Consider the following 23,897-nt stretch of genomic DNA (forward strand, 5'->3'; position numbering starts at 1 on the left):
GTGGGACATTGATGAGAGATTCACGAGGAGAGAAACTATTTTATACACTGAATACCGTCATCCTGTCGTTGTTTGCCCTCAGCTGCATTCTGCCGATGGTGCATCTGCTTGCCCTGTCATTCAGCAACCAGGATGCGATTGTGTCGGGGCTGGTATCGCTGTGGCCGGTCGGCTTTACGGCTGTCGCCTACGACAAGCTGGTGAACGGTACGCAGATTGTGAAGGCGCTGGGTAACAGCGTCGAGATCACCTTGGTCGGCACGTTCCTCAATCTGCTGTTTACGCTGCTCTGCGCATATCCGCTGTCGCGGGGTTATATGTACGGCAGACGTTTCTTCACCCTGGCCATCGTCTTCACGATGCTGTTCTCCGGCGGTTTGATCCCCGGGTATTTGCTGGTCAAGTCGCTGGGACTGATCAATACCTATGGGGCGCTCTGGCTGCCCGGTCTGGTCAGCGTATACAATATGCTGGTCATGCGCACCTTTTTCATGGGGATTCCTGAGGAACTGGTGGAGGCCGCACGAATCGACGGCTGCGGGGAGTGGAGGCTGCTGTTCCGGGTATTCCTTCCGCTGTCGCTGCCAGTCATCGTGGCGCTCGGACTGTTCTATGGCGTCGGCCATTGGAATTCCTTCTTCAATGTGTTGATGTTCATCAATTCGCCGGAAAAATTCAATCTGGCCGTGCTCGTCCAGCAGATGATTCAAAGTCAGTCACTGCTTCAGGAGATTGGCACTATGTCTCCGGAGGATTTCGCTTCGATTACGCCGGAGTCCATCAAATCGGCGGGAGTGGTGGTCATGATCGTGCCGATGCTGATCCTATATCCATTCCTGCAAAGGTATTTCATTAAAGGGATTTTAATCGGGGCCATTAAAGGATAAAACCGTTTACCGGGAGAATTCGTTGAATAGGGAGAGTGTCTCATGAAAGGTTATATGAAAAAAACGCTAGGCTGCACCTTATCGGGTCTGATTGCTCTTACAGTTATCCTGTCCGGCTGCTCCAAGGATGAGCCGTCATCTTCCGCCTCGGGCAAAACCGGCGAGGCCGGGAAATCAAAGCCGTCGATTACGGTATCGATGTACGACCGCGGCAATATCCCGCAGGAAATCGGTACGGTGGATAATAATCTGTGGACCAAATGGGTCAACGAAAACTCAGGGGTTAACGTGAAGTTCATTCCGGTGCCCAGATCCGACTCCGTTAAGAAATTCAACACGCTGCTGGCCGCAGGCCAGGCGCCAGATCTGATACTGGAATACGACACGAACTTCCTCAACCAGTTGTACACGCAGAAGCAGATTATGCCGCTCGATGATCTTATCGATCAATACAGCACGGAATACAAGCAGCTGCTGGAGCAATATCCGCTGCTTCGGAAGCTCGGAACGAAATCGGACGGCAAGCTTTATGGAATCGGGCGGGTGCTTGGCTACATTCCCGGCAACTTTCTGTTCATCCGCCAAGACTGGCTGGACAAGCTGGGTCTGAAGGTGCCGGAGACCGATGAAGAAGCCTTCGAGGTTATGAAAGCGTTTGCTTCCCAGGATCCGGACGGCAACGGAAAAGCGGATACGTTCGGTGCCAATTTGAGCGGCGCCGGCGGTGGCTGGGTGGATACGATGTTCCAGAATGTTTCCTGGATTATTAATGACGGCAATCTGGTAAGGGATTGGGAGCGGGCCGAGGACGCTGCTTCCTACAAGAAGAGGATGTTCGAAGAAGGACTCGTCGACAAGGATTACCTGACGGACAATGTAGGCAAGAAATCGGAACAGGATTTCCTTCAGGGCAAGACCGGGATCTACGGAGCGGCGGGCAGCGTGCATCTGATTTATACCCAGTACCAGACGTTCAAAAGCAATAATCCCGATGCCAAACTGACGGTTATCGCCGTTCCGCGCAGCAAATACGGCCAGTTCAGTCCCGGCTTCAATGCGCCGATACAAATGTCCGGGGCCGTGAATGCCAAAGCGGCCTCCCCCGAAGGGGTGATACAACTGATTGATTTCCTGAGCAGCGCATCCACAGTCAAAACGATGAAATACGGCCTCGAGGGCGTACATTACAAAATGGAGGACGGCAAGGAAGTCACCCTCGACAAAGATAAATATGACAAGGAGATCAGCTGGCTTGGCGATTTCCGGATGGTCGGATCGCAGTACCTGATCAATGAATTCACCAAATATCTGGAGGATCTCGACCAGTCCAAGCCGCTGGACAAGGATGTTTATGACATGATGACGAAAGCCTACAGTCTCTATATCTCCAAGGATCATCCTATTCCGGCGATTACGATGGACGGTTATATGCCGGGTCTGCCCGCAGATATGCTGTTCATCGCCAACAACGTGAACCAGCCGGTAACCGACCTGTGGAACAAGGCGATTGTCAGCGGCAAAGGCTATACGGTGGAGCAGGCCGCCGCCGATGCAAAATCGCTGTGGAAAAAGTCCGACGGCGAGAAGCTGGAGAAGTGGTATGCCGACTGGTATGCGGCCAATAAAGACAGCTGGGTATTCACCAAAGATCTTTACGATATGAAATTCTAATGGAATGAAGGACCTTTCCTACCGGCTGCGTATGACGCGATACCGGTAGGATCTTCGCTTTTGCCGGAGGAGAGCGGCCCGGAAGGAAGGGGGATGCCGATGAAAACAAAATCGTGGTATCAACGGCTGTTGGCCACGTATTTGCCGATATTTTACCTGGTCATTTTCTTCCTGATTTTCGTATTCTTCATGACGGTCAGCGAGATGTCGCGCCAGCAGACGTCCAACGCCAACGACAGCTATGCCAAATATGTCATGCAGGCGCTGGAGTCTGCCCTGCAGAATATCGACCGGGACTTCTACAGGGAGCTCGATACGGATCCCGATATCCAGGCATTCCTGTTCCGCAAGGACGACGGCGAAAGCGAATACCTGCTCAACAGCCGGCTGGCGAACAAGTTTAAAACCATGGGAGTCAGCTACCCGCTGATCCACTCCATCTATCTGTACCGGGACGCAGACCGCCGGGTGCTGACCTCCAATGCGATCATGTCCAGCGACAGCTTCGGCGATCGCGAGTTCGCGGAGGAGCTGGCAGGCGGAGGAGAAGTTCCCTATACATGGACTGGAGTGCGCGATTACAGGCTGTTCAGCTTCGATCCTACCACTTCGGTTGTCTCACTGGTCCGCAAGGTGCCTTTGCAGTATGAGAGCCGGGGATTTCTCGTCATCAATGTCTCGGTCAGCGGAATTCGGGCCATGGTGGATGAGATGGCAACCCAGAATGTCGGCTCCACAGCGGTATATGATGCTTCGGGCCGGGTGATCGTCGGTTCGGTCAGCGACAATCTGCAGGGCATGTCTTTGGTGAAATCCTCCTATATGATGTGGGAGGTACGGACCGGTCTGATCGGAGGGTCTGCATACCGGGTAATCCTGAATTTCTTCTACGGCTGGATTGCGCTTGGGTTTTCGGCAATTCTGCTCGGAACGGCCTTGATCGTGTTCGTTACCCGGCGTTATACCTCGCCGCTCGACGCTATTGTCCAGCGGATCAAATCCTATTCCAAATCCCGATCGAAGGAGCTGGCCGTGATGGCCGGCGGCCAGCTGCAGTTCTTCGAGACTGCATTCGATCATCTGCTGGAAATCGCGAATTTGTACACCGATGTTCATCATGAGAATCTGGTTTACCGCAGAAAAACGTTTTTCATCGAGCTGGTTGGCGGGGAACGGAGAATCGACGCTTCCGTCTGGGAAGAAGAGACTGGAAGATTCGGAATGACGAGCGGTTTCCGAGAGCTTGCGATCGGTATTCTGGATATCGATAAATATCCGGGCTTCTGCGGAGCGTACAGCTATCAGGATCAGAATCTGATCAGGTTCGTCATCTCAAGCGTCGTGAAGGAGACGGCTGCCGAGATGCGCATCGCGGTCTGGTCGGAATGGCTGGAGAACGAGCGGCTGACCGTGCTGTTCTACGCGGAAGAGCCGGAGCCTGGACTCCGCTCGGAGGTTGCCGTCTTATGTGACAGAATCCGGATTTGGATTCAGGATCATCTGGAGTATACGGTGACCATCGGGATCGGGTCAGTAGTGGAGAAGTTGGAAGACGTTCCGCGCTCCTTCGATGAAGCCGAGGAGGCGTTGACCTATAAATCCTCCGCGGGTATGAACCGGATCATCGCTTATAGCGATACCGAGCGCGGTTTTCAACTGGATTCGTTTGTTTATTTGCAGCTGATCCGCAGCATTGCAGAATCTTTCAAGCTGAGAGACTCAGACTGGAAAATCAAGTTTGCCGAGCTGGTCGATCATATGCGAAGCCGGCTGTTTTTGCGCCAGGACATGGTCAACCTGCTGCAATACATGATTTTTCACATCTCCAAGGAAGTATGGGATCTCCCCGCGCCATACAAAGAGGCATGGGACCGGGTGACCCCGGAGCTGAGCGGCGTGCTCCTGGACTTCGATACGCTGGAGGACGCCCGGGAGCGGCTTGAAGCACTGCTGGACGAGGCTGCCGCATGGTTTGAGCAGCTCCGTCCCGGCAAGCAAAATCAGGAGCTGATCCGCAATGTCAAAGCATACATCGAAGCTCATTATCACAGTCCTGATTTATCGCTGGGCCTGCTTAGCTCCGAATACGGCATCCATCAGAGCAATTTGAGCCGTCTGTTCAAGGAGGAAATCGGCGAGAATTTCGTCGACTATCTGGCCCGCATCCGAATTTTGCGGGCGAAGGAGCTGCTGCAGACGACGAAGGATCCCATCCAGGACATCGCGGGCAGGGTGGGGTATTTGCATTATTTTTCCTTTAACCGGGTATTCAAAAAAATCATGGGCCTGACGCCCGGCGAATACCGCAGAAGCACAGCGTCGGAGCCGGAAGGCGGATAGGAGGCGAACATGGATCAACATTGGCAGGCGCGCTGGATTCGGCACCCGGATTTTCAGGGGATAACTCCGATCGGGCTGCTCCATAAGGAGACGGAACCGCAGCCGGAGAGACTGCATCCTCCGGAGCTGAAGCATCATCATACCCTGTTCCGCAAAGAGATTGAGCTGGTGGCGGATCAACTGGAGAAGGTAGTGCTGAATATCAGCGCGGACGATTATTACAAGCTTTATATCAACGGAGTCTTTGTCGCGCAAGGTCCGGCCCAGGGATATCCGTTTCATTATCATTACAACCAGCTGGATGTCACTTCTTACTTGGTGCCCGGACGTAATGCCATCGCCGTCCATGTTTATTACCAGGGGCTGGTGAACCGAGCCTACAACAGCGGGGATTTGCGCCAGGGATTGATTGCCGAGCTGACGACGGCGGGCCAAACCACGCCGCTCGCGGAAACGGACGAAAGCTGGCGCTGTGTGCGGACGATGGAATATGGCGCCGGGGATGCAGCCACGACCGGCTACGACACTCAATATATCGAGCATATCGACAGCCGCCTTGCCTTCCGGGGCTGGCGCGCGGCGGGTTATGACGACTCCGGCTGGATGAAGCCCGCCTCGCTCGGGCTGGAGCATACCGGTTATACTCTCTTCGAGCAGCCCACGCCTCCCGTGGAGGTATACCGGAAGAAGCCAGCCCGGGTGCAGCGGATCGGAGATGATCATTATCTGGTGGATTTTGGAGAGGAGATCACCGGCCAATTCACGATGAAGGCATGCGGAGAAGCCGGGACGGTTGTTGAAGTACGCTGCGGGGAAGAACTGGACGATGATGGACGTGTCCGTTATGAAATGCGCTGCAACTGCAATTACCGGGAGCAGTGGACCTTGTCCGGGCACGAGGATGAGCTGGAGCCGTTCGATTACAAAGCGTTCCGCTATGTGGAGATCATCGGACCAGGCGGGATTCTGGATGAGCAGACGTTCGCCGCTGTAGTCCGTCATTATCCCCTGTCGCCCAGGCAGAGCGGCAGCTTCCGCTCGGAAGAGTGGCTGCTTAACGGTATCTGGGACATTTGCGGCCGCGCTGTCCAAAGCTGCGCGCAGGAATCCTATGTGGATTGTCCCAGCCGGGAGAAGGGGCAGTATCTTGGAGACAATACGGTTATCGGCCATGCCCATCTGTATGTGAGCGGCGATTCGCGTCTGGTCCGGAAGGCGCTGCGCGACTTTGCTTTAAGCACGACGGTATGTCCGGGCATGATGGCGGTCGCCCCCGGGAACTTTATGCAGGAAATCGCGGACTTCTCCTGCCTGTGGCCCATGCAGCTGCTTACCTATTACCGGCATACCGGGGACACCGCTTTTCTGCAGGAGATGCTGCCCTTCGCCGACGGCATCGTGGACTATTTCCGCAAGTACCAGCGTGCTGACGGGCTGTTGGCCGATGTGAAGGAGAAATGGAATCTCGTCGACTGGCCGGAAAATCTGCGCGACGGCTACGACTTCCCGCTGACGCGTCCGGTGGGGGATGGCTGCCATAATGTGATCAACGCGCTCTATTACGGATGCATGCAAACCGTGCAGGAGATCAAGGATGAGCTGCAGGTAGAATATGAAGACCGGCTTCCGGCGTTCAAAGCGGCGTTTCTCGCTGCCTTCTATCGGCCGGAGAGCGGGCTGTTCGCCGATGCGGAGAACAGCTCACACCACTCGCTGCATGCGGGCGTATTCCCGCTGTTGTTCGGACTGGCGCCGGAGCAGTCCGTGCCCGCGCTGGTTGCCGAAATCCGCCGCAAGCGGTTCAGCTGCGGCGTTTATATGGCCTACTTTGTGCTGAAAGCGCTGGCTCGAGCTGGTGAACATGCTCTCATTTATGAGCTGATTACCGGAGATGACGAGCATTCCTGGAGCCAGATGCTGCGGGAGGGGGCAACCAGCTGCTTCGAGGCGTGGGGCAAGGAACAGAAATGGAACACCAGTCTGTGCCATGCCTGGGGCAGCGCGCCGATCCCCGTGCTTATCGAGGATATCATCGGCTTGAAGCCGGCGCGTCCGGGATGGGAGGAGATTTCATTCGTTCCCCGGCTGCCTTCCGGTATGAAGTCGTTTCATCTGCGCATTGTTGTCCCTACGGGCATTATGGAGGTTCGTTACGACGGTGCCGAAGCGGAGCTTATCCTCCCGGATCAGACGGTGAGACGGCCAGCCGGCGGGAAGCTATAAACGGATTGCCAACAATAAGGACGGGATTCCGCAGCCAAGAGCTTATTGGAATCCCGTCCTTATTTTATTATAAAGCTGTTTTCCCGGGGCCTTCTGGAAGACGGCAGGCTTTTTAACCGGATTAGGATTCGGCACTTGATATCATCTGTTTACCCCAAAAAGAATTCGAATCATAGCTGTCTCCGTGCCAATTCTCATCTGGACTAAGCGGTGTTCATCAGCAGTGTATAACCGAAGCAAATCGCTCCAGTTCAATTCGCATGGAACAGTGTAATTTTTTTCTATGAAGAGAAGGATTGGAGTGCTGAAATAGAGAACGTGATATTAGATTCTGATGATAAGAAAGGAAAACTTTTTTATAATATCAGAAAGTATAAACACCAGAGCCATTGCTTCCTGATATTGCAAGAAAAACTTCCTTTAAACGCGGTCTGTCTTCTTTGAAAGTACGTCGATAGGCGTTTTTCTTATCGGATCATCCTTCATCATAGTAATCCATCTAGCTTATTCCCGGGCCAGCGATTGTTTAGGCGAAGTAAATTGAATAGGAGGAGTCAAAATGAGACTGGCAGGAAAAATAGCGCTTATTACGGGTTCCGGATCCGGAATCGGAAAAGCTGCGGCACTGCTCTTTGCCCAAGAAGGGGCAACGGTGATTGTCAACGACCTGGATGCGCAGAAGGGAGAAGAAACCGTACAGGAGATCGTTGAAATGGGTAGTAAAGGGATGTTCATACAAGCGGATGTGACGGATCCGGCCTCAGTCCAAGCGATGGTGAAGCAGACTATTGCTGCTTTCGGCCATATCGATGTTCTGTTCAATAATGCCGGAATTAGCGGGGTCGGGGCTTTGCATGAGGTTGAACCGGATGTATGGGACCGGGTGATGAGCGTGAATATTCGCGGCGTTTACTTGCCAAGCAAATATGCTCTGCCACATATGATGCAGCGCAAATCGGGTTCTATCATTAATATGTCATCGTGCATCGCGGAAATCGGTTTGGCGAAGCGCGCTTCCTATTCGGCAACGAAAGGTGCTGTGTTGGCACTGACGAAATCGATGCAGGTAGACTATGCGCCTTATGATATTCGTGTCAATGCGCTGCTCCCCGGAACCATTCTGACACCCTTTGTGGAGAATTATTTGAATAACAGCTACGAGAATCCCGAAGCTGCGATGGAGTCCCTTAAAAAACGCCAGCTTAGCGGCGAACTGGGCAGACCGGAAGATGTCGCTAAAGCGGCTTTGTTCCTTGCCTCGGATGAATCGAAGTTTATGATGGGCTCTCCGCTGTATATCGATGGCGGCGTCGTATTCGGCAAGGATGCTTAACATTTTAATAGGAGGGTGATCTCTTGAAATTACTAACGTTTATTCATCATGACCAATATCGGCTTGGAGTGAAAACGGATGATGGAGTCCTGGATGTCCTAGGGGCGCTATCCTTGATCCCACCTGAAAAGGCGATTCCAACAACGATCCATGAGGTGCTGGATGGCGGAGATATAGCACTGGCTGCCCTTTGCGAATATGTGGATCATGTGCTGCAATCCGATGATGTAATCCGCACTTCTATGCTGCAGGAGTCGTCACTAACGCTTGGGCCCTGTGTGACCCATCCGAATAAAATCATCTGTGTAGGCTTGAATTACCGGAAGCATGCGGAAGAAACGAATGCACCGATTCCGGAATACCCGATTCTTTTTAATAAATTTAACAACACCCTGGCAGGAGCCGGCGAACCGATTCCGCTTCCGAAAGTTTCACAAAAAGTAGATTATGAGGCAGAACTGGTTATCGTCATGGGCAAAACGGCCAAGTATGTTTCCAAAGAAAACGCACTTTCCCATGTATTCGGGTACTGCAATGTGAACGACTTATCCGCCCGTGATTTGCAGGTTCGCACCCATCAGTGGCTGCTCGGCAAATCCTGCGATAAATTTTCGCCTTTGGGGCCGTATTTGGTCACGGCGGATGAAGTCGGCAATCCGAATGATCTGGATATTCAATGCCTTGTCAATGGAGAAGTGCGTCAGCATTCCAATACGTCGGATATGATCTTTTACTGCGATGAGATCGTCAGCTATATTTCCCAGCATATGACCCTTGTTCCCGGCGATATTATTTTGACTGGAACGCCGGAAGGGGTTGTGCTCGGTTATCCGCCAGAGCAGCAGGTGTATCTGAAAGACGGCGATCAAGTCACCATACAAATCGAAAAGCTGGGATCCATCACCAATACGATGGTAGCCGAGTCGTAAATATCCGTAAAGGTTCGTGTTCAAAAAGGTCGGTTTTCTGCACCGAAGCTTATGCTTCCGATGAGGTGCGTTTTTTCAAAACGCCCCGGTTGGGTGGATTTCCCATGACAATCGTACATTTCATATATGATACATGATATACTTTGGGCAACTCGTAAAAAATGGAGATGAGCCCTTTGGCAGATAAACGATTGAGCCGCCATGTATTAACGGATGAACTCTATGATTTGTTGAAGAAAAAAATCCTGTCCCATGACATATCCGCAGGAAACAAAATCAATATCGATCAATTAGCGAGAGATTTGGGCGTCAGCAATATTCCAATTCGAGAGGCATTGTTCCGCTTGGCTTCCGATGGATTTGTCAAAGTCGTACCGTTTAAAGGGATGTATGTCGCAGAAATGAACATGACGGATATCGACGAAATCTTCGAAATTCGTTATGCGTTAGAAGAACTTTCTGTTCGAAAGGCTGCTCCGCATATCCCCAAGTTTCGACTCGAACAAATTCTGCAAGAGCTCGATGCTGTTGAACAAATGTGGGAAGGGAGCCATAAAGAGAGCGTCATCTCCAAGATGAACCATGATCTGCATGGAACGATACTTGCTTATGCAGGCAATGAGAACCTGAAACAGATGGTCACGGCTTTAATCGAACGGGTTCACCGCTACTTGAACTTGGCCCATTACAAGATCGACATGAGCGCGGAGATCGCAGAACATCGAAGAATCGTGTTAGCTTTGCTCGAGAAGGATACAGAAAAAGCCGTAGAAGCTTCCAGAATCCATCTTCACCAGGCATATCAACGGTTGCGAGACAACTTTAAGTAACTTCCATATTCCGCTTTACACTATAAATCGTGTATGATATTATTCAAAATAAATCATACACGATTTATGATTTTGAATGCGGTTACATAATAGCGGAGGGGACGATAATCATGTTTGTTCGCACAGTGAGCTTGTGGAGGAAAAACATTTATCGGCATTGGCAGCTTTATTGTATCGTGGCATTACCCGTTCTATTCCTCATCACGTTTAATTACGTCCCGATGATCGGCATCCAGATTGCATTTAAAGAGTTCAACCCCACACAAGGCATATGGCACAGTCCATGGGTCGGGGGGGAGCAGTTCGAGATGTTTTTCAGTTCACCTTACTTCTGGCCAATCATCAAAAACACCCTCCTTCTTAGTATCTACGCATTATGTATCGGAACACCTGCCGCCATCCTACTCGCACTCGCGCTCAATGAAGTGAAGAATCAACGTTTTAAGAAAATCGTGCAAATGTTTACGTATGCCCCATACTTTATTTCCACCGTTGTGTTAGTCGGCATGATTAACATTATTTTATCCCCCACAACAGGACTTTACGGTCAATTATCCCATCTCTTCGGCGTAGAAAATGTCTATGATATTTTAGGCGAATCGAAAGCCTTCTCATCTCTGTATGTCTGGTCAGGCGTTTGGCAGGAGACGGGTTATGGCGCCGTCATTTATCTTGCAGCATTAGCGAACGTGAACCCAGAGCTCTATGAAGCCTCTAAAATTGACGGTGCATCCCGCATTCAGAAAATCATTCATATCGATTTGCCTGCGATTCGCCCAACGATCATCGTGCTATTCATTTTAGCCGTTGGCGGGCTGATGAGCGTAGGATTCGAGAAAGTCTTTCTGCTTCAGAACATGTTGAACCTGAGCACGTCCGAAGTCATATCCACGTATGTGTACAAAATTGGGTTAGTGAACACCAACTACAGCTTCGGGGTCGCCGTCGGCTTGTTCAACTCCGTTGTTGGGTTCATTCTGATCTTCACAACGAATGTGCTCGCTAGAAAATTTTCGGATTCGAGTCTGTTCTGATGAGGGGGATAGCCATGGAGAAAGCCCGACACATTCGCGAGCCTTGGAGTGACCGAGTAAGCATCGTCGTTATTTATATCTTTCTAAGTATCATTCTATTATGCGTCGCGTACCCCCTAATCTATATTGTTAGCTCATCGTTCAGTTCATCGGCTGCCGTCATGTCCGGTAAAGTATGGTTGTTCCCGGTAGAACCTACGTGGTACGGGTATCAAGCCGTGTTCCAATATCAGCAAATCTGGACGGGTTACCTCAATTCCGTCATCTATACCGTATCGGGGGCTATCATTAGCGTTGCTCTAACCATCATGATGGCCTATCCCTTATCACGTAAGACGTTTATGGGCAGGAAAGTCCTCATGTGGGCGCTGTTGTTCGCTATGCTGTTCAGCGGGGGATTAATTCCTTACTATCTCGTGATCAAATCTCTTCATCTGCTCGATACGCGTTGGGCGATGATCCTTCCAGGCGCGCTCAACATCTTCTCGATTATTGTCGCCAAAACATTCTTCCAAAGCTCGATCCCAAATGATTTGTATGAAGCTGCTCAGCTCGATGGCTGCAATGATACGAAGTTCTTAACACGAATCGTTCTCCCGCTATCCAAGCCTGTTATTGCGGTATTGCTGCTCTGGGCTGCCGTGAGCAATTGGAACTCCTATTTTAACGCGCTGATCTTCCTGAACAGTGAGCATCTCTACCCGCTGCAGCTCATCTTGCGCGAAATTCTGGTCTTAAACAATGTCTCGACGAACTCGATTACATTATCTCCGGAACAACTCAAGCAGTTCGAAGATATGAAGACACTCCTGAAATATTCCGTGATTGTAATTGCTAGCATTCCGGTGTTGATCCTGTATCCTTTCATTCAAAAATATTTCGTAAAAGGGGTGATGGTGGGTTCCATCAAGGAATGAGCACGGAGGGGCATTCGGGTGATTTTCATTTCGAATTTTGGAGGGGTATGCATGATTCGTATCAATCGAACGGTATTGGCGGTCATGATGGCATCCATCATGATCATATTATCCGCTTGCTCAGGCAATTCGACAGAATCTACGAACAAAAATGCATCGACGAATAGCAATGGAGCGGTTGACGAGAACAAAGTGGTCGATGTTTCTTTCTTCGCGGTTCCGTCTTCCGATGTCATAGACCTCAAAACGAACTGGTTTACCGGTTATGTGAAAGAAACCTTCAAACTGAATATCCAATGGAATATCGCGCCATCCAGTGATTATTTAGCAAAGCAATCCCTTCTGCTGTCCAGCGGCAACTATCCGGATGCCTTCTGGTCGGGCAGCTTTTCACCGTCAGATATTCTGAAATATTCAAAGCAAGGAATCATCGTCCCGCTCAACGCTTATATCGAGAAGTATGCTCCTAATTTGACGAAAGCAATGGAGACCGCGCCAGGTCTGAAGCAAGCGATGACCGCACCGGACGGGAATATTTATGGCGTGCCGAGCTATAATTCATGCATTCATTGCTATTGGGGACAGAAATTCTGGATTAATACCGATGATCTGAACAAATTCGGCTTGTCCATGCCGACGACGACGGATGAGCTGACGAATGTCCTGCAGACCTTTAAAGATAACGGGCTCATACCGTTGTCCGGCACCTCCGACGGGTTTGATCCGACAATCTTCCTCATGAACGCCTTCATCTATGACAATGGCTCCGATTTCTTCAACGTAGAGGATGGGAAAGTGAGCTATGCACCTGTACAAGAAGGGTGGAAGAAGGGCCTTACCTATATCCGTGATTTGTACGCGAAAGGACTCCTTGATAAGCAAGCTTTCAGCCAAAAGGGCGAGGTCATCAAGCAGCTGGCTGCGCAGAACAAAGTAGGCGTCGTACCGTATTTGTACAGCGCGGGATTCATTGATACCGCTAACCCGAATTATCCCAACTGGAGTACTGTACCCCCTTTGAAAGGGCCGGATGGTACCCAATATGCAGCATTCAGCGGAAATACTCCTAAGTCCCTGACATTCGTCGTTACAAAAAACGCTACGGAAGAGCAAATTGTGCGAATGATCAAACTCGTCGATTTCATCTATACGCCTGAAGGCACCCAAATGATGAATTTCGGGCAGGAAGGGAAGTATTGGACCAAAGCAGGTGATGGGGTCAAGGGGCTGAGCGGGGAACAAGCGCTGTTCATTACGCAGTCTGACAAATTCTACTCTGCTGGCGCGAAGCAGAATGAAGGCTGGAACCAAATGGGGCCCATTTTCCAGAATACGACGTGGAGAAACGGATTTGTAGAAGCGAAGGCGCCATTTTCGGCAGATGGATTGGAATCTCTCCTGATGCTGGAGACGATGAAGAATTATGCCGGTCATCAGCCGAAGCAAGTGTATCCAGGGGTGATTTGGATTCAACCCCAGGAGTACCAGAACTTCGCCTTGCTGAAGACGAATATTGAACAGTATGTCAAGCAATCCATGGCCCAATTTATTAATGGATCGAAATCCATTGAGAACGATTGGCAGACCTATGTAGAGGGCTTGCAGAAACTAGGATTGACGCAGTATCTGGAGATGGCACAGAAAGCGATGACCGAGCCGTTCGATACCTCCGCATTCCAGTCCGATCCGAAGACGGTTGAGTTCTTGTCATCCCTGAAATAAACGACGGAGGTGTATGTACGACATGAATTCGAAGACGCTTCGGGTTGCGCTCATTGACGGTCCTGCCTATGCTCCGCTTTACGCATGCTTGTCGCAATTCAGTCAGCAGTTCGGGATTCAAGTGGACATTGGGTTCAAGGGAACACATCCTGAGCTGAATCGCCATGTACAAGAAAGTATGGAGAACGGCTTGCCATCCTATGATCTGATATCGACGCATACGAAATATGCGCCCTCGCAAGCCCGTTATTTATATGGATTAGAACAAGAATTCACCGCAGAAGAGCTGGAGGATTTCTCTCCCGCTCTTCTGGATCTTGCTCGCGTGCAAGGCAAATTGATGAGTATTCCGCGTAATTTTGATGCCAGGCTGCTGTTCTACCGGCGCGATCGTTTGGAGGAGCTGGGGTTATCCGCTCCGGAGACCTGGGAGGAGCTAGCTCATGTCGCATCCAGTGTAACTGAAGCTGGCTACACGGGATTCGTATTCCCCGGGATGGAATCCGGGTTATTCGGGACCTTCTTCGAGTTATTAATCAGTGGCGGTGGACAGCTATTCGATGAGCAATTACAGCCTATGTTTGCCAGTGAAGCGGGAGTCGAGGCCCTTCAGAAGCTCAGACAATGGTATCAATGGGGGGGGACACCGAAAGGGCTGCCGGATATGCATTATGATGAAGTGTCGGCATCCTTTCGGCAGGGGGAGAGTACGATGGTTACCGATTGGCCAGGTTATTTCGGCTTACTCTCCGAATCACCCGTCGCTAACGTATTCGATCTTGCGTTGACCCCGAAATCGGCAAGCGGTCGTCGTGCGGTCTATTGCGGAAGTCATTCGTTCGCGATTCCAGCGTCCAGCGAGCACGTGAAAGAGGCACTTTTATTGTTGAAATTTATCACTTCGCCGGAAGCGCAAGCCGTGGATGCGGATCAAGGTCATGTTCCTGTAAGACAATCGATCATGAAACGCCTGAAACGGGAGGCTCTACCGAATTCCATTGCCGCTAAACGCTGGACTCTACTAGAGGAGACAATCGCTACGAGCGTCATTATACCACCCAAGTTTCCAACGTACCCTACGGCTGAGGACATTCTATGGCAAGCGCTTCGCAGATGCATCATAGGTGAATTGTCAGAACATCAAGCGTTAGCCCTTGCATCGGAGCAAATTCAAGAGCTTATCCGTTCTTAGGCAAGAAGCAAGCATTCATGATACGGGTTGAGAGGAGGAAGTACGTTGTCTTTTGAAGGGAAAGTATGCATTGTAACGGGTGGCGGATCCGGTATCGGTGAAGTGACAGCCAGGAGATTCGCCTCCGAAGGCGCTATCGTGGTCATTGCAGATGTTAATGAAGAAGAGGCGCGAAGGGTCGTACATGAGATCATTCGCCATAACGGATCAGCAGTGGCTATACAGACGGACGTATCCGACGGCATGGCGGTTCAAGCGCTTGTTACGGATGTTGTCAGGCAATTCGGTCGGATCGATGTCTTATTCAATAATGCTGCAACCATATTGCCTAAACCATTGGAAGAGGTATTGGAACACGAATGGACAAGGGTAATCGACATTAACCTGAAGAGCGTATATCTGATGATTAAATATACGATACCTTATTTAAGGACCACGTGTGGGAGTATCGTCAATATGGCCTCGTTGAATGGTTTGGTTGGACAGAAGCAGAACGCCGTCTACGTCGCGACCAAAGGCGCCATCATTGCCATGACGAAAGCTCTTGCCATCGATTATGCCCCTGACAAGGTACGGGTGAACTGTATCTGCCCAGCGGGCGTGATGACGCCGCTTCTAGAGAAATGGACGATGGAGCAGGCCGATCCAGAGCAGGTACGCACCTCACTCAATGAGATGCATGCGCTTGGCAGACCGGCACGTGCAGAGGAAATTGCCGATGCCGTCATATTTCTGGCTTCGGAATCATCGCAGTTCATCACAGGCATTGCCTTGCCGGTAGATGGCGGCGCATCGTTAGGCTATTGAAGACATCGAGGGAACAGGGGAGATTGAAATCATGAAGATCATAAAGGCAGAGAGCTTTATTTTGCACGTTCCCATCACTCCGCCGATTACAGATGCGATTAATGTCGCTACTCATTGGGGCGTGACTGGCATTCGCATCTATACCGATGAGGGAATAACGGGTTACGGCTACACGGGCACATGCGCACAAGGAGACGAGATGATCGCAGCGACCATTGATCGCTATTATGCTAAGAAGCTGATCGGCAAGGACCCGTTCATGGTGAAGCAAATTTGGGATGAGCTGCGATATGGGGAGATGCATTGGATTGGTCGCGCAGGGGTCACGCATATGGCCTTAGCCGCAGTAGACATTGCCTTATGGGATATCATGGCGAAGTCTTTGAACAAACCGTTGTGGCAGCTTCTCGGAGGACATAAATCACAGAAGATTAAAGCTTATAATACGAATGGCGGTTGGTTGAATTGGAGTCAGAATCGGCTCATTGCCGATATGACCAACATTCTTGAAGAGGGATTTACCGCAGTAAAGATGAAAGTCGGCAAGCCGGATCCACGTGAGGATTTTGCTCGGGTACAGGCGGTACGTCGCGCGATCGGGGATCAAGCCGGATTGATGATTGACGTGAACCAGCAATGGAACATCACGACAGCGATGACGTGGGGCAAGAAATTGGAACAGTTCGACCTTCTCTGGCTCGAGGAACCGCTGAATCCGGATGACATCATGAATCACCGGAAATTGGCAGATGAGCTGAACGTACCGATTGCACTTGGCGAACATGTGTATTCCAAATATGCGTTTCGTGATTACATCCATCAGGGTGCAGTCGAATATGTGCAGGTGGATGTCACGCGTGTTGCGGGTATTACCGAATGGCTGCAAATTGCCGGATTAGCCGCCGCATACGATTTACCGATATGCCCGCATGTCGGCGATATGGGGCAAATTCATCAGCATCTGGTTGCATCCACGCCGAATGCGGTTCTGTTAGAGTATATTCCTTGGATTCGTCATATTTTCGAAGAGCCAGCAACGGTAAAGGACGGGTACTATGTGCTGCCGCAGATGCCAGGAGCATCGACCGAAATCATTCCGCGTTATTTTGATGAATACCGAGTTCAGTAATTATGCTATTCCACGATTAAATCACGAGGAGATGGATATTCATGAAAGCAGTTCATCCACAGGCGCAATGGTTTGATGAAGCTCGATTCGGTGTGTTTATTCACTGGGGTCCGTATGCATTACGCGAAATTGAGGCTTCTTGGCCTTTAATGCCCCATAGCCGTCAGCATCTGGATGTTGAAACCTATGAAAGTCTGGCAGATGAGTTCCATCCTACGAGCTATAATCCCAGAGAATGGGCTCAGTATGCGAAGGAAGCAGGTGCGAAATACGTGGTGCTCACCGCGAAGCATCATGATGGATTCTGCCTCTTCGACACGGCAACAACCGACTATTGCGCGACGAAGAGAGGACCGCAACAAGATTTGATCGCACCTTATGTCGAGGCTGTGAGAGAAGTAGGGTTAAAAGTGGGGTTGTATTTTACGACCATTGACTGGCATGATCCTGACTTCGCTACCATCCCCATTAGCAAGGGGATTCAATCGCCCAAGCCGAATACATATGATCCTGCGAGATGGTGGCAGTTCCATAAGCGCTTTATGGAACAACTGCGTGAATTACTAACCAATTACGGTCGAATTGATCTGATATGGTTCGATGTTCCGGGATTCGGCGCTGATCGCTGGCGCAGCAGTGAAGTGAAGCAAATGATGTTGAACTTGCAGCCGCATCTCGTCATTAACGATCGGTTGCCAGACGTGGGTGACTATGAGACGCCAGAACAATTCGTACCGACACATCCACCGGATGGATGGTGGGAGACCTGCATGACCATGAATCATCAATGGGCTTATCATTCCGATGCTTCAACCTATAAAAGCGAAGTACGACTACTAGATACATTGCTCGAAGTGGCAAGCAAAGGGGGGAACCTGCTGGTAAATGTAGGTCCCAGGCCCGATGGCACCTGGCCCGAAGAAGCGATCGAACGATTACAGCGAATCGGAGCGTGGCTTGGCCACTCGGGTGATAGTATTTATGGAACCCAACGCGTTGTAGAACATTATCCTCCTTGTTTTTATGGACCTATGACCCGAAAGGGAAATACGATCTATTTGCATGTAAGAGAGATTCCGAGATTCCCTGTGGAAGTGCGTGAACTGGGAGGCCGAGTGAAGTCTGTGAAGTTGCTGAAGACGGGAGAAGAACTCGCTTACAAAGTAGAAGAAATATTCGGGCACTTGAGCGGGACAGAAGGAAGGTACAGCGTAAATCGGATCTGGATCGATGTCCCCGCCGAATTCTGCGACGAATGGAACACGGTCATTGCTGTAGAATTTGATCAAGAACCCATTTGGCCTGTGCGCAAATAGGTGGAAAACTCCCCTTCATGGTTTAATACGGAGGGGAGTTTTCGTGTTTTTACAATACGGGCTTTCGTAACTTTGTTACATTGGGCAGAGGATAACCTTGTAATCCCGGCTTATTCTCCAATCCGAAGTGAGAGGTAGTGAAACCATGAAGCTGTCGCAAATTCGATTGATAACAGGCGATATTCATCAGAGTGTGCCGTTCTACAGAGACGTGATGGAGTTTTCATTGAGATTCTATGCTGAAGAGATGCAGTTCGCATCGTTTCATACCGGAGAAACAAAGCTCGAAATCTTTTCCCGTGATCAAATATCTGAAGTGATTGGTGAGGAGGATCTTCCGGCCGACGTGGAGTCGCAATCGAAATTTTTACTCAGTTTTGAGGTGGAGCAAGTCGATGAGTTTTACGCCAGTTTGAAGAATAAAGGGGTACTATTCATCAACGAACCTCATGATCGAAAGGAATGGAATGCGAGAGTTGTCCATTTACGAGATCCCGACGGCAATGTGATTGAGTTATACAAACATCCGCTTTAATGGAACTAACCAGGATTTATTCACCCAGCAGCTTGGTGTATTCTTCCGGAGATTTTCCAATAATGGATTTGAAATCTTTAATGAAATGGGCTTGATCGTAATAGCCGAGATCCAAAGCAAGTTTTGACCAATCGGGAATATCCCGGTTGGTCATTTTTTCGACCGCTTCATGAAGCCGATAGCGTTGAATCATCCATTTGGGACTAATACCCACATACTGGCGGAATAACAGTTGAAGCTGTCTTATTGGAATGGAAAAGCGTTTTACAATATCCTCAACTTTGATGATGCTTCTATCGGAGATGACACATTGGATGATCGTATTGATCAAATCGACATGGCTATCCGGCTCAGGCAGCCGTTCCCGGATAAAAAATTCTGCAAAAGGAATCATTTGTTCCGGAGTTTCCTGAGCAAAAAGCTGGTGCTCCAACGCTTGACTGCTCATTCCGAAAACATTCTCGAAGGATACCGTACGATTCGTTATTGCTGAAACGGGACGATTCAGAAAAGGGTAATAGGCTCCGGGCCGGAACTTGACGCCGAAGACAGCGCCTTGTTCCCGGAGAAGAATGGAAAACCTTCCTTTTATGACTCCCACAACTCGGGAGTTGTCCTGTTCAAACACAAGATGAACGGAGGGATGAGGCAGACTTTCCTGAAGATGCGGTTCTTGCCCGCGAAGATCCCAGTGGACGACCCAGTAATGTTCGATAAAATGGGCTAAATCCATGGCGGGGGAGTGAAGGGATACGGTGAATTTTGGAGCTTCTTTATTTACATTTAACAGCCCGATGGGTTTAATAACTTTCGATTGCATCAGGAATCCCTCCAGAATAAAACAGTTTAGGGGAATTGTTACGAATATTATAGCATAGCTGCGAGTGGCACATGGTCTTAGTTAAAGTACTATTAAGCTGCCGGAAAGGAACATTTTAGAACTACGTCCCGATGGTCTCAGACTTCCAAGGCCATCCCCTCCAACCCCCGCAAACATTGCGCAACCAATCAAATAATGCGACTTGCCAATAATCCGATATTGTATGCTTCCCATCAAACCATCCTACATGCTTCAGCACCCTAACCCCACCACGCCCTTCCCGCTTACCCCACCGATCTTTCCACACCCCCGAAAATATTGCGCACCCCATCAAAAAATGTTGCTTGCCTGAAATCCGGGGCTCGTCATATCATGAGTCCATGCGGAAGCGGGCCTGCAAGTTCCGTCGAGATCATCAGGGAAGGGGAAGATCATGAGAGCCATCCGTCAGCCGAATCAGCGAAAATCTTTTCGAGTGCGTGACAATCTGCAGCTGTACTTAATAATGCTTCCCGTTCTGGTTCACATTTTTATTTTCAGCTATATTCCGATGTACGGGATTCTGATCGCTTTTCAGAATTACTACCCGGGCAAACCCTTTCTATCCCTGCACGGAACCGATTGGGTCGGCTTTCAGCATTTCATCGACTTTTTTAACGGCCCGTATTTCGGGCGATTGATGCGGAACACGTTTTTGCTCAGCTTTTATTTTCTGGTGTTTGGCTTCTGGGTGCCGATCTTGTTTGCGCTGCTGCTCAATGAACTGAAAAGCGGCGTATTTAAAAAATACGTGCAGACGGCAAGCTATTTGCCCCATTTTATTTCGAATGTGGTCGTGGCGGGGATGGTGTTGTCTTTTATCAATACGGACGGCATCGTGAACGCCATCGTCAAGCTGTTCGGCGGCACGCCGGTGGCGCTGAATACGGAGCCGGGGTATTTTCCGGCGATTTATACGATTACGAGCATCTGGAAGTCGTTTGGGTGGAGCAGCATTTTATATTTGGCCGCCATGTCCTCCGTGGACCCTCATCAGTACGAAGCGGCGAAGATGGACGGGGCCAACCGCTTCAAGCAAATGCTCCATATTACGCTGCCGGCCATTCGGCCCACGATTTTTATCCTGCTGATATTTGCGATCGGCAATTTGCTATCGGCTAACAGCGAGTTTATTTTACTCATTTATAACCCGATGGTGTACGAGACGGCCGATGTCATCGGCACGTATTTGTACCGCGACGGCCTGCTGGGCGGCAATTTCAGCGCAGGAACGGCCGTGGGATTGTTTATCTCGATCATCAATTTCACGCTGCTGTACACAGCCAATACGCTCAGCCGTAAATATTCCGATTATGCCTTATGGTAAGGGGGAGTCCCATGGCCGCCTTGGTCAAAAGAAATCCGAACACCATCAAGCAAGGCTCGGTTGTCGTCGACGTCGTGTTGTATGCGCTGGCGCTCGCCCTTTGCTTAATCACGCTGTATCCTTTTTATTTCGTGATCATTATGTCCATCAGCTCACCGACGGAAGTCGCGGCCATGAATGTGTTCTGGTATCCGAAAGGATTCTTCCTCGATTCGTACAAGCTGATCGTCAGCGATACGAAAATGTGGTGGGCTTATTCCAATACGTTGATCTATGTGAGTGCGGGTACGATTTTAAACTGTCTGACGGCCGTGCTCGGCGCCTATCCGCTCACTGTTCGCAATCTCATGGGCAGGAAATGGGTCGTGTCGTACCTGCTGATCCCGATGTATTTTGGAGGCGGTCTCATTCCGTCCTACCTGCTGGTGAACAAGCTTGGCCTGTATAACACGATGTTCGCGGTCATCATTCCGGGGATGGTCAGCATTTGGAACATCATCCTGGTGCGGACGTTCTTTGCCAACATTCCGGACGGGCTGAAGGAGTCGGCCTTTATCGACGGCGCTTCCCATTTGCAGCTGCTGTTCCGGGTCATTATCCCGATATCCAAGCCGATCTTGGCGGTCATCGCCATTTATTCAGTCGTCGGCATCTGGAACAGCTGGTTCGACGCGCTCGTGTACTTACCGAATGAGAAGCTGCATCCGCTGCAAATGTATCTGTACCGGGTCGTGGTCCAGCAGTCGGTCGATTTGAAGATGCTATCGATGGAGGATGCGAAAAATGCGGTCGCCAACATGCTCTCGAACATTCAGCTGAAATACGCCATTATCGTATTCACGACGTTACCCGTCATATTTACATATCCGTTCTTTCAGAAGTATTTCATCAAGGGAGCGCTGCTGGGTTCATTAAAGGAATAGGCTGAGGCCATCCGAAGGGGGAAGAGTTGTATGAAAAAAAGGAAAAAACCGATCATGTCCGCCATTGTCGCCGTTGTTCTCATCGCTTCTGTAACCGCTTGCAGCGGTGGAGACGGTAAAACAGAGGAAGCTGACAGCAACGCCCCGGCCGGGCAGCAGTCCGCCAAGCTGAAGCTACTCGGGCCGACCGGTTCGAACAAGTTCATCAAATTCGAGGACAGGGAGAAATACCCGGTCTGGAAGGAAGTCAACAAGCTGCTGACCGATGCGAACCTGCAGCTCGATTACGAGCTCGTTCCGAACGAACAGTATAACGTCGTCATCAAAACGCGAATGGCGTCCGGCTCCAATCTTCCGGATATCGTCAACATTTCGGCGCTGGACAATACGACGGTGCTCAATCTGGCGAAGCAGGGCGTGCTGCTGGACCTGAATCCGCTCATCGAGAAGTACAGCAACGGCAACATCAAGAAGATGTATGAGCAGGAATTCCCGTATGCGAAAAAAACGACGACGACGTCGGACGGGAAAATGTACTGGTTCAGCGATCTGCACAAAAAAACGTATAAAGGTACCGATCCGGCTCCGGTCTCCTTAACGATGCTGCTCCGCAAGGACTGGCTCGATAAACTGAGCCTTCCGGTTCCGACAAATGCGGAGGAATATTTGCAAACGCTGAAGACGATGCGCGATAAGGACGCCAACGGCAACGGGCAAAAGGATGAGGTGCTCGTCTACGATCCGGGTGCCTTCTCGGGACCGATCGCCCAGTGGTTCGGGCTGGGGACCAGCATTTCTTCCGTGGATGTGGAGAACAAGAAGGTCGTGTCCCCGTGGTACCAGGACGGCATCAAGGATTACTTCCGCTACCAGCAGCAGCTGGTGAAGGAAGGCGTGCTCGACACAAGCCTGATCGGGGCGACAGGGGAGCAGAAGCAGCAGAAGATGACGGAAAACCAGGTTGCTTCCACAGGAGATTACAATCTGGAGACGTATCTGGAGCCGACGATCAAAGGGGGCGGGGAATATCTTCCGCTCATGCCGCTGCAAGCAGTAGATGGCATTGCCCCCGCAGCCCAAATTGAGCCGCCGTTTCTGGTGTGGCAGAAATACGCGATTACCAAAGACAGCAAAAACGTAGAAGCGGCGATCAAGTATTTTGACACGATCTATTCGGATCAGTACGCGGACCTTCTGTATTGGGGCATCGAAGGACAAACCTATAAAAAGGATGAGAGCGGCGCGAATGTATTCATCAACAACGCCTCGGACGAAGAACTGGCTAAAACAGGTCAGGTTCCCGGGCTCCGGCTGTTCGGCGATACGGTGTTCCCGCGGGTTCAGTTCGCCAACCTCGAGTTTGAACTGTCCGGCGTACCGCAATACAAAGCCGACAACGAGCTTAATATCCTGAAATACAAACCGTATTTCGTCAATATGAACGACAACTATTTGGCGATTCCCGACGATCAGCAGCTGGAAGCGAAAACGAAGATTTTGACCAACCTGAACACGTATTCCACAGAGCTTGCGACCAAGCTGGCTTTAGGGCAAAAATCGCTCGACAACTGGGATCAATATATGGCCGATCTGAAAAAGCTGGGACTGGACCAGCTGCTGGAGATCGACCAGCAATTGCTCGACAGATACAACAGCATCCAGTAACGTTGACTGTATCCGTATGACTTTGGAAAATGGCAGGCTCCAATTCGCGTAGGAGGCTCTGCTGTTTTCCTGTTTTTGTGGTGTATATAAAAAGAACTTAAGAAGGCAACATTTTTCCGGCGCTACGAAGTCGAGTGTTCTTACGACAGCTGTTGTTTCCAAAATGTTTGGAATAAACATACAATGGGACATTTCGGAAACAAAGGCTGACGCTTCGCTTCTTCAGAATCACTCGCCCTCTCCGCTGTGGAATGTTTA

At 50.3% G+C, this 23,897-nt stretch carries 19 protein-coding genes; 18 read left to right on the forward strand and 1 reads right to left on the reverse strand.

The window, feature by feature from the left end; genetic code table 11:
* Positions 1 to 11: 11 nt before the first annotated feature.
* The 15 genes from CJP46_RS18240 (at position 12) to CJP46_RS18310 (ending at position 18,865) form a co-directional block, all read left to right on the forward strand.
* On the forward strand, positions 12 to 887 hold the full coding sequence (locus tag CJP46_RS18240) for a carbohydrate ABC transporter permease (RefSeq protein ID WP_094597059.1): 876 nt from the start codon (positions 12 to 14) through the stop codon (positions 885 to 887).
* Positions 888 to 929: 42 nt separating this feature from the next.
* Positions 930 to 2,558, forward strand: coding sequence for an extracellular solute-binding protein (locus tag CJP46_RS18245; protein WP_094597060.1), 1,629 nt, complete (start codon positions 930 to 932; stop codon positions 2,556 to 2,558).
* 99 nt (positions 2,559 to 2,657) lie between these two features.
* Positions 2,658 to 4,898: a helix-turn-helix domain-containing protein gene (locus CJP46_RS18250; protein ID WP_179281213.1), complete on the forward strand. Its 2,241-nt coding sequence runs from the start codon at positions 2,658 to 2,660 to the stop codon at positions 4,896 to 4,898.
* 9 nt (positions 4,899 to 4,907) lie between these two features.
* The gene (locus CJP46_RS18255; protein ID WP_094597062.1) at positions 4,908 to 7,121 is read left to right on the forward strand and encodes a family 78 glycoside hydrolase catalytic domain; all 2,214 of its coding nucleotides are present in this window, start codon (positions 4,908 to 4,910) and stop codon (positions 7,119 to 7,121) included.
* A gap of 559 nt (positions 7,122 to 7,680) precedes the next feature.
* A complete protein-coding gene (locus CJP46_RS18260; RefSeq protein WP_094597063.1) occupies positions 7,681 to 8,454 on the forward strand; it encodes an SDR family NAD(P)-dependent oxidoreductase in 774 nt (257 codons plus the stop codon).
* A gap of 23 nt (positions 8,455 to 8,477) precedes the next feature.
* Positions 8,478 to 9,383, forward strand: a complete 906-nt coding sequence (locus CJP46_RS18265) for a fumarylacetoacetate hydrolase family protein (RefSeq protein ID WP_094597064.1) — start codon at positions 8,478 to 8,480, stop codon at positions 9,381 to 9,383.
* Positions 9,384 to 9,559: 176 nt separating this feature from the next.
* Positions 9,560 to 10,213: a GntR family transcriptional regulator gene (locus CJP46_RS18270; RefSeq protein ID WP_256992415.1), complete on the forward strand. Its 654-nt coding sequence runs from the start codon at positions 9,560 to 9,562 to the stop codon at positions 10,211 to 10,213.
* Between the two features lie 110 nt (positions 10,214 to 10,323).
* Positions 10,324 to 11,247, forward strand: a complete 924-nt coding sequence (locus CJP46_RS18275; protein WP_094597065.1) for an ABC transporter permease — start codon at positions 10,324 to 10,326, stop codon at positions 11,245 to 11,247.
* A 14-nt stretch (positions 11,248 to 11,261) separates the two neighbouring features.
* On the forward strand, positions 11,262 to 12,164 hold the full coding sequence (locus tag CJP46_RS18280) for a carbohydrate ABC transporter permease (protein WP_094597066.1): 903 nt from the start codon (positions 11,262 to 11,264) through the stop codon (positions 12,162 to 12,164).
* 51 nt (positions 12,165 to 12,215) lie between these two features.
* Complete coding sequence (locus CJP46_RS18285; protein WP_094597067.1) at positions 12,216 to 13,886, forward strand: type 2 periplasmic-binding domain-containing protein; 1,671 nt, start codon at positions 12,216 to 12,218, stop codon at positions 13,884 to 13,886.
* A gap of 22 nt (positions 13,887 to 13,908) precedes the next feature.
* Positions 13,909 to 15,078 (forward strand): ABC transporter substrate-binding protein, encoded by a 1,170-nt coding sequence (locus tag CJP46_RS18290; protein ID WP_179281214.1) that lies wholly within the window; start codon positions 13,909 to 13,911, stop codon positions 15,076 to 15,078.
* A gap of 45 nt (positions 15,079 to 15,123) precedes the next feature.
* Entirely contained in the window at positions 15,124 to 15,885 is a 762-nt protein-coding gene (locus CJP46_RS18295) for an SDR family NAD(P)-dependent oxidoreductase (protein ID WP_094597069.1), read from the forward strand.
* 31 nt (positions 15,886 to 15,916) lie between these two features.
* On the forward strand, positions 15,917 to 17,014 hold the full coding sequence (locus tag CJP46_RS18300; RefSeq protein WP_094597070.1) for a mandelate racemase/muconate lactonizing enzyme family protein: 1,098 nt from the start codon (positions 15,917 to 15,919) through the stop codon (positions 17,012 to 17,014).
* A 41-nt stretch (positions 17,015 to 17,055) separates the two neighbouring features.
* Positions 17,056 to 18,330 (forward strand): alpha-L-fucosidase, encoded by a 1,275-nt coding sequence (locus tag CJP46_RS18305; protein ID WP_094597071.1) that lies wholly within the window; start codon positions 17,056 to 17,058, stop codon positions 18,328 to 18,330.
* A 145-nt stretch (positions 18,331 to 18,475) separates the two neighbouring features.
* Positions 18,476 to 18,865: a VOC family protein gene (locus CJP46_RS18310; RefSeq protein WP_094597072.1), complete on the forward strand. Its 390-nt coding sequence runs from the start codon at positions 18,476 to 18,478 to the stop codon at positions 18,863 to 18,865.
* Positions 18,866 to 18,881: 16 nt separating this feature from the next.
* On the opposite strand, the gene CJP46_RS18315 is transcribed toward CJP46_RS18310, so the two are convergent.
* Positions 18,882 to 19,685 (reverse strand): helix-turn-helix domain-containing protein, encoded by an 804-nt coding sequence (locus tag CJP46_RS18315; protein ID WP_094597073.1) that lies wholly within the window; start codon positions 19,683 to 19,685, stop codon positions 18,882 to 18,884.
* A gap of 433 nt (positions 19,686 to 20,118) precedes the next feature.
* On the opposite strand from CJP46_RS18315, the gene CJP46_RS18320 reads away from it, so the two are divergent.
* Genes CJP46_RS18320 through CJP46_RS18330 form a run of 3 tightly spaced genes read left to right on the forward strand, consistent with a single transcriptional unit; the run spans position 20,119 to position 23,639 of the window.
* Positions 20,119 to 21,051: an ABC transporter permease gene (locus CJP46_RS18320; protein WP_076176627.1), complete on the forward strand. Its 933-nt coding sequence runs from the start codon at positions 20,119 to 20,121 to the stop codon at positions 21,049 to 21,051.
* An 11-nt stretch (positions 21,052 to 21,062) separates the two neighbouring features.
* Positions 21,063 to 21,974, forward strand: coding sequence for a carbohydrate ABC transporter permease (locus CJP46_RS18325; protein WP_094597074.1), 912 nt, complete (start codon positions 21,063 to 21,065; stop codon positions 21,972 to 21,974).
* A gap of 30 nt (positions 21,975 to 22,004) precedes the next feature.
* Positions 22,005 to 23,639, forward strand: a complete 1,635-nt coding sequence (locus CJP46_RS18330) for a type 2 periplasmic-binding domain-containing protein (RefSeq protein ID WP_094597075.1) — start codon at positions 22,005 to 22,007, stop codon at positions 23,637 to 23,639.
* Positions 23,640 to 23,897 lie beyond the last annotated feature (258 nt).

It is taken from the genome of Paenibacillus sp. XY044 (assembly GCF_002257645.1).
Taxonomy (GTDB): Bacteria; Bacillota; Bacilli; order Paenibacillales; family Paenibacillaceae; genus Paenibacillus_AQ.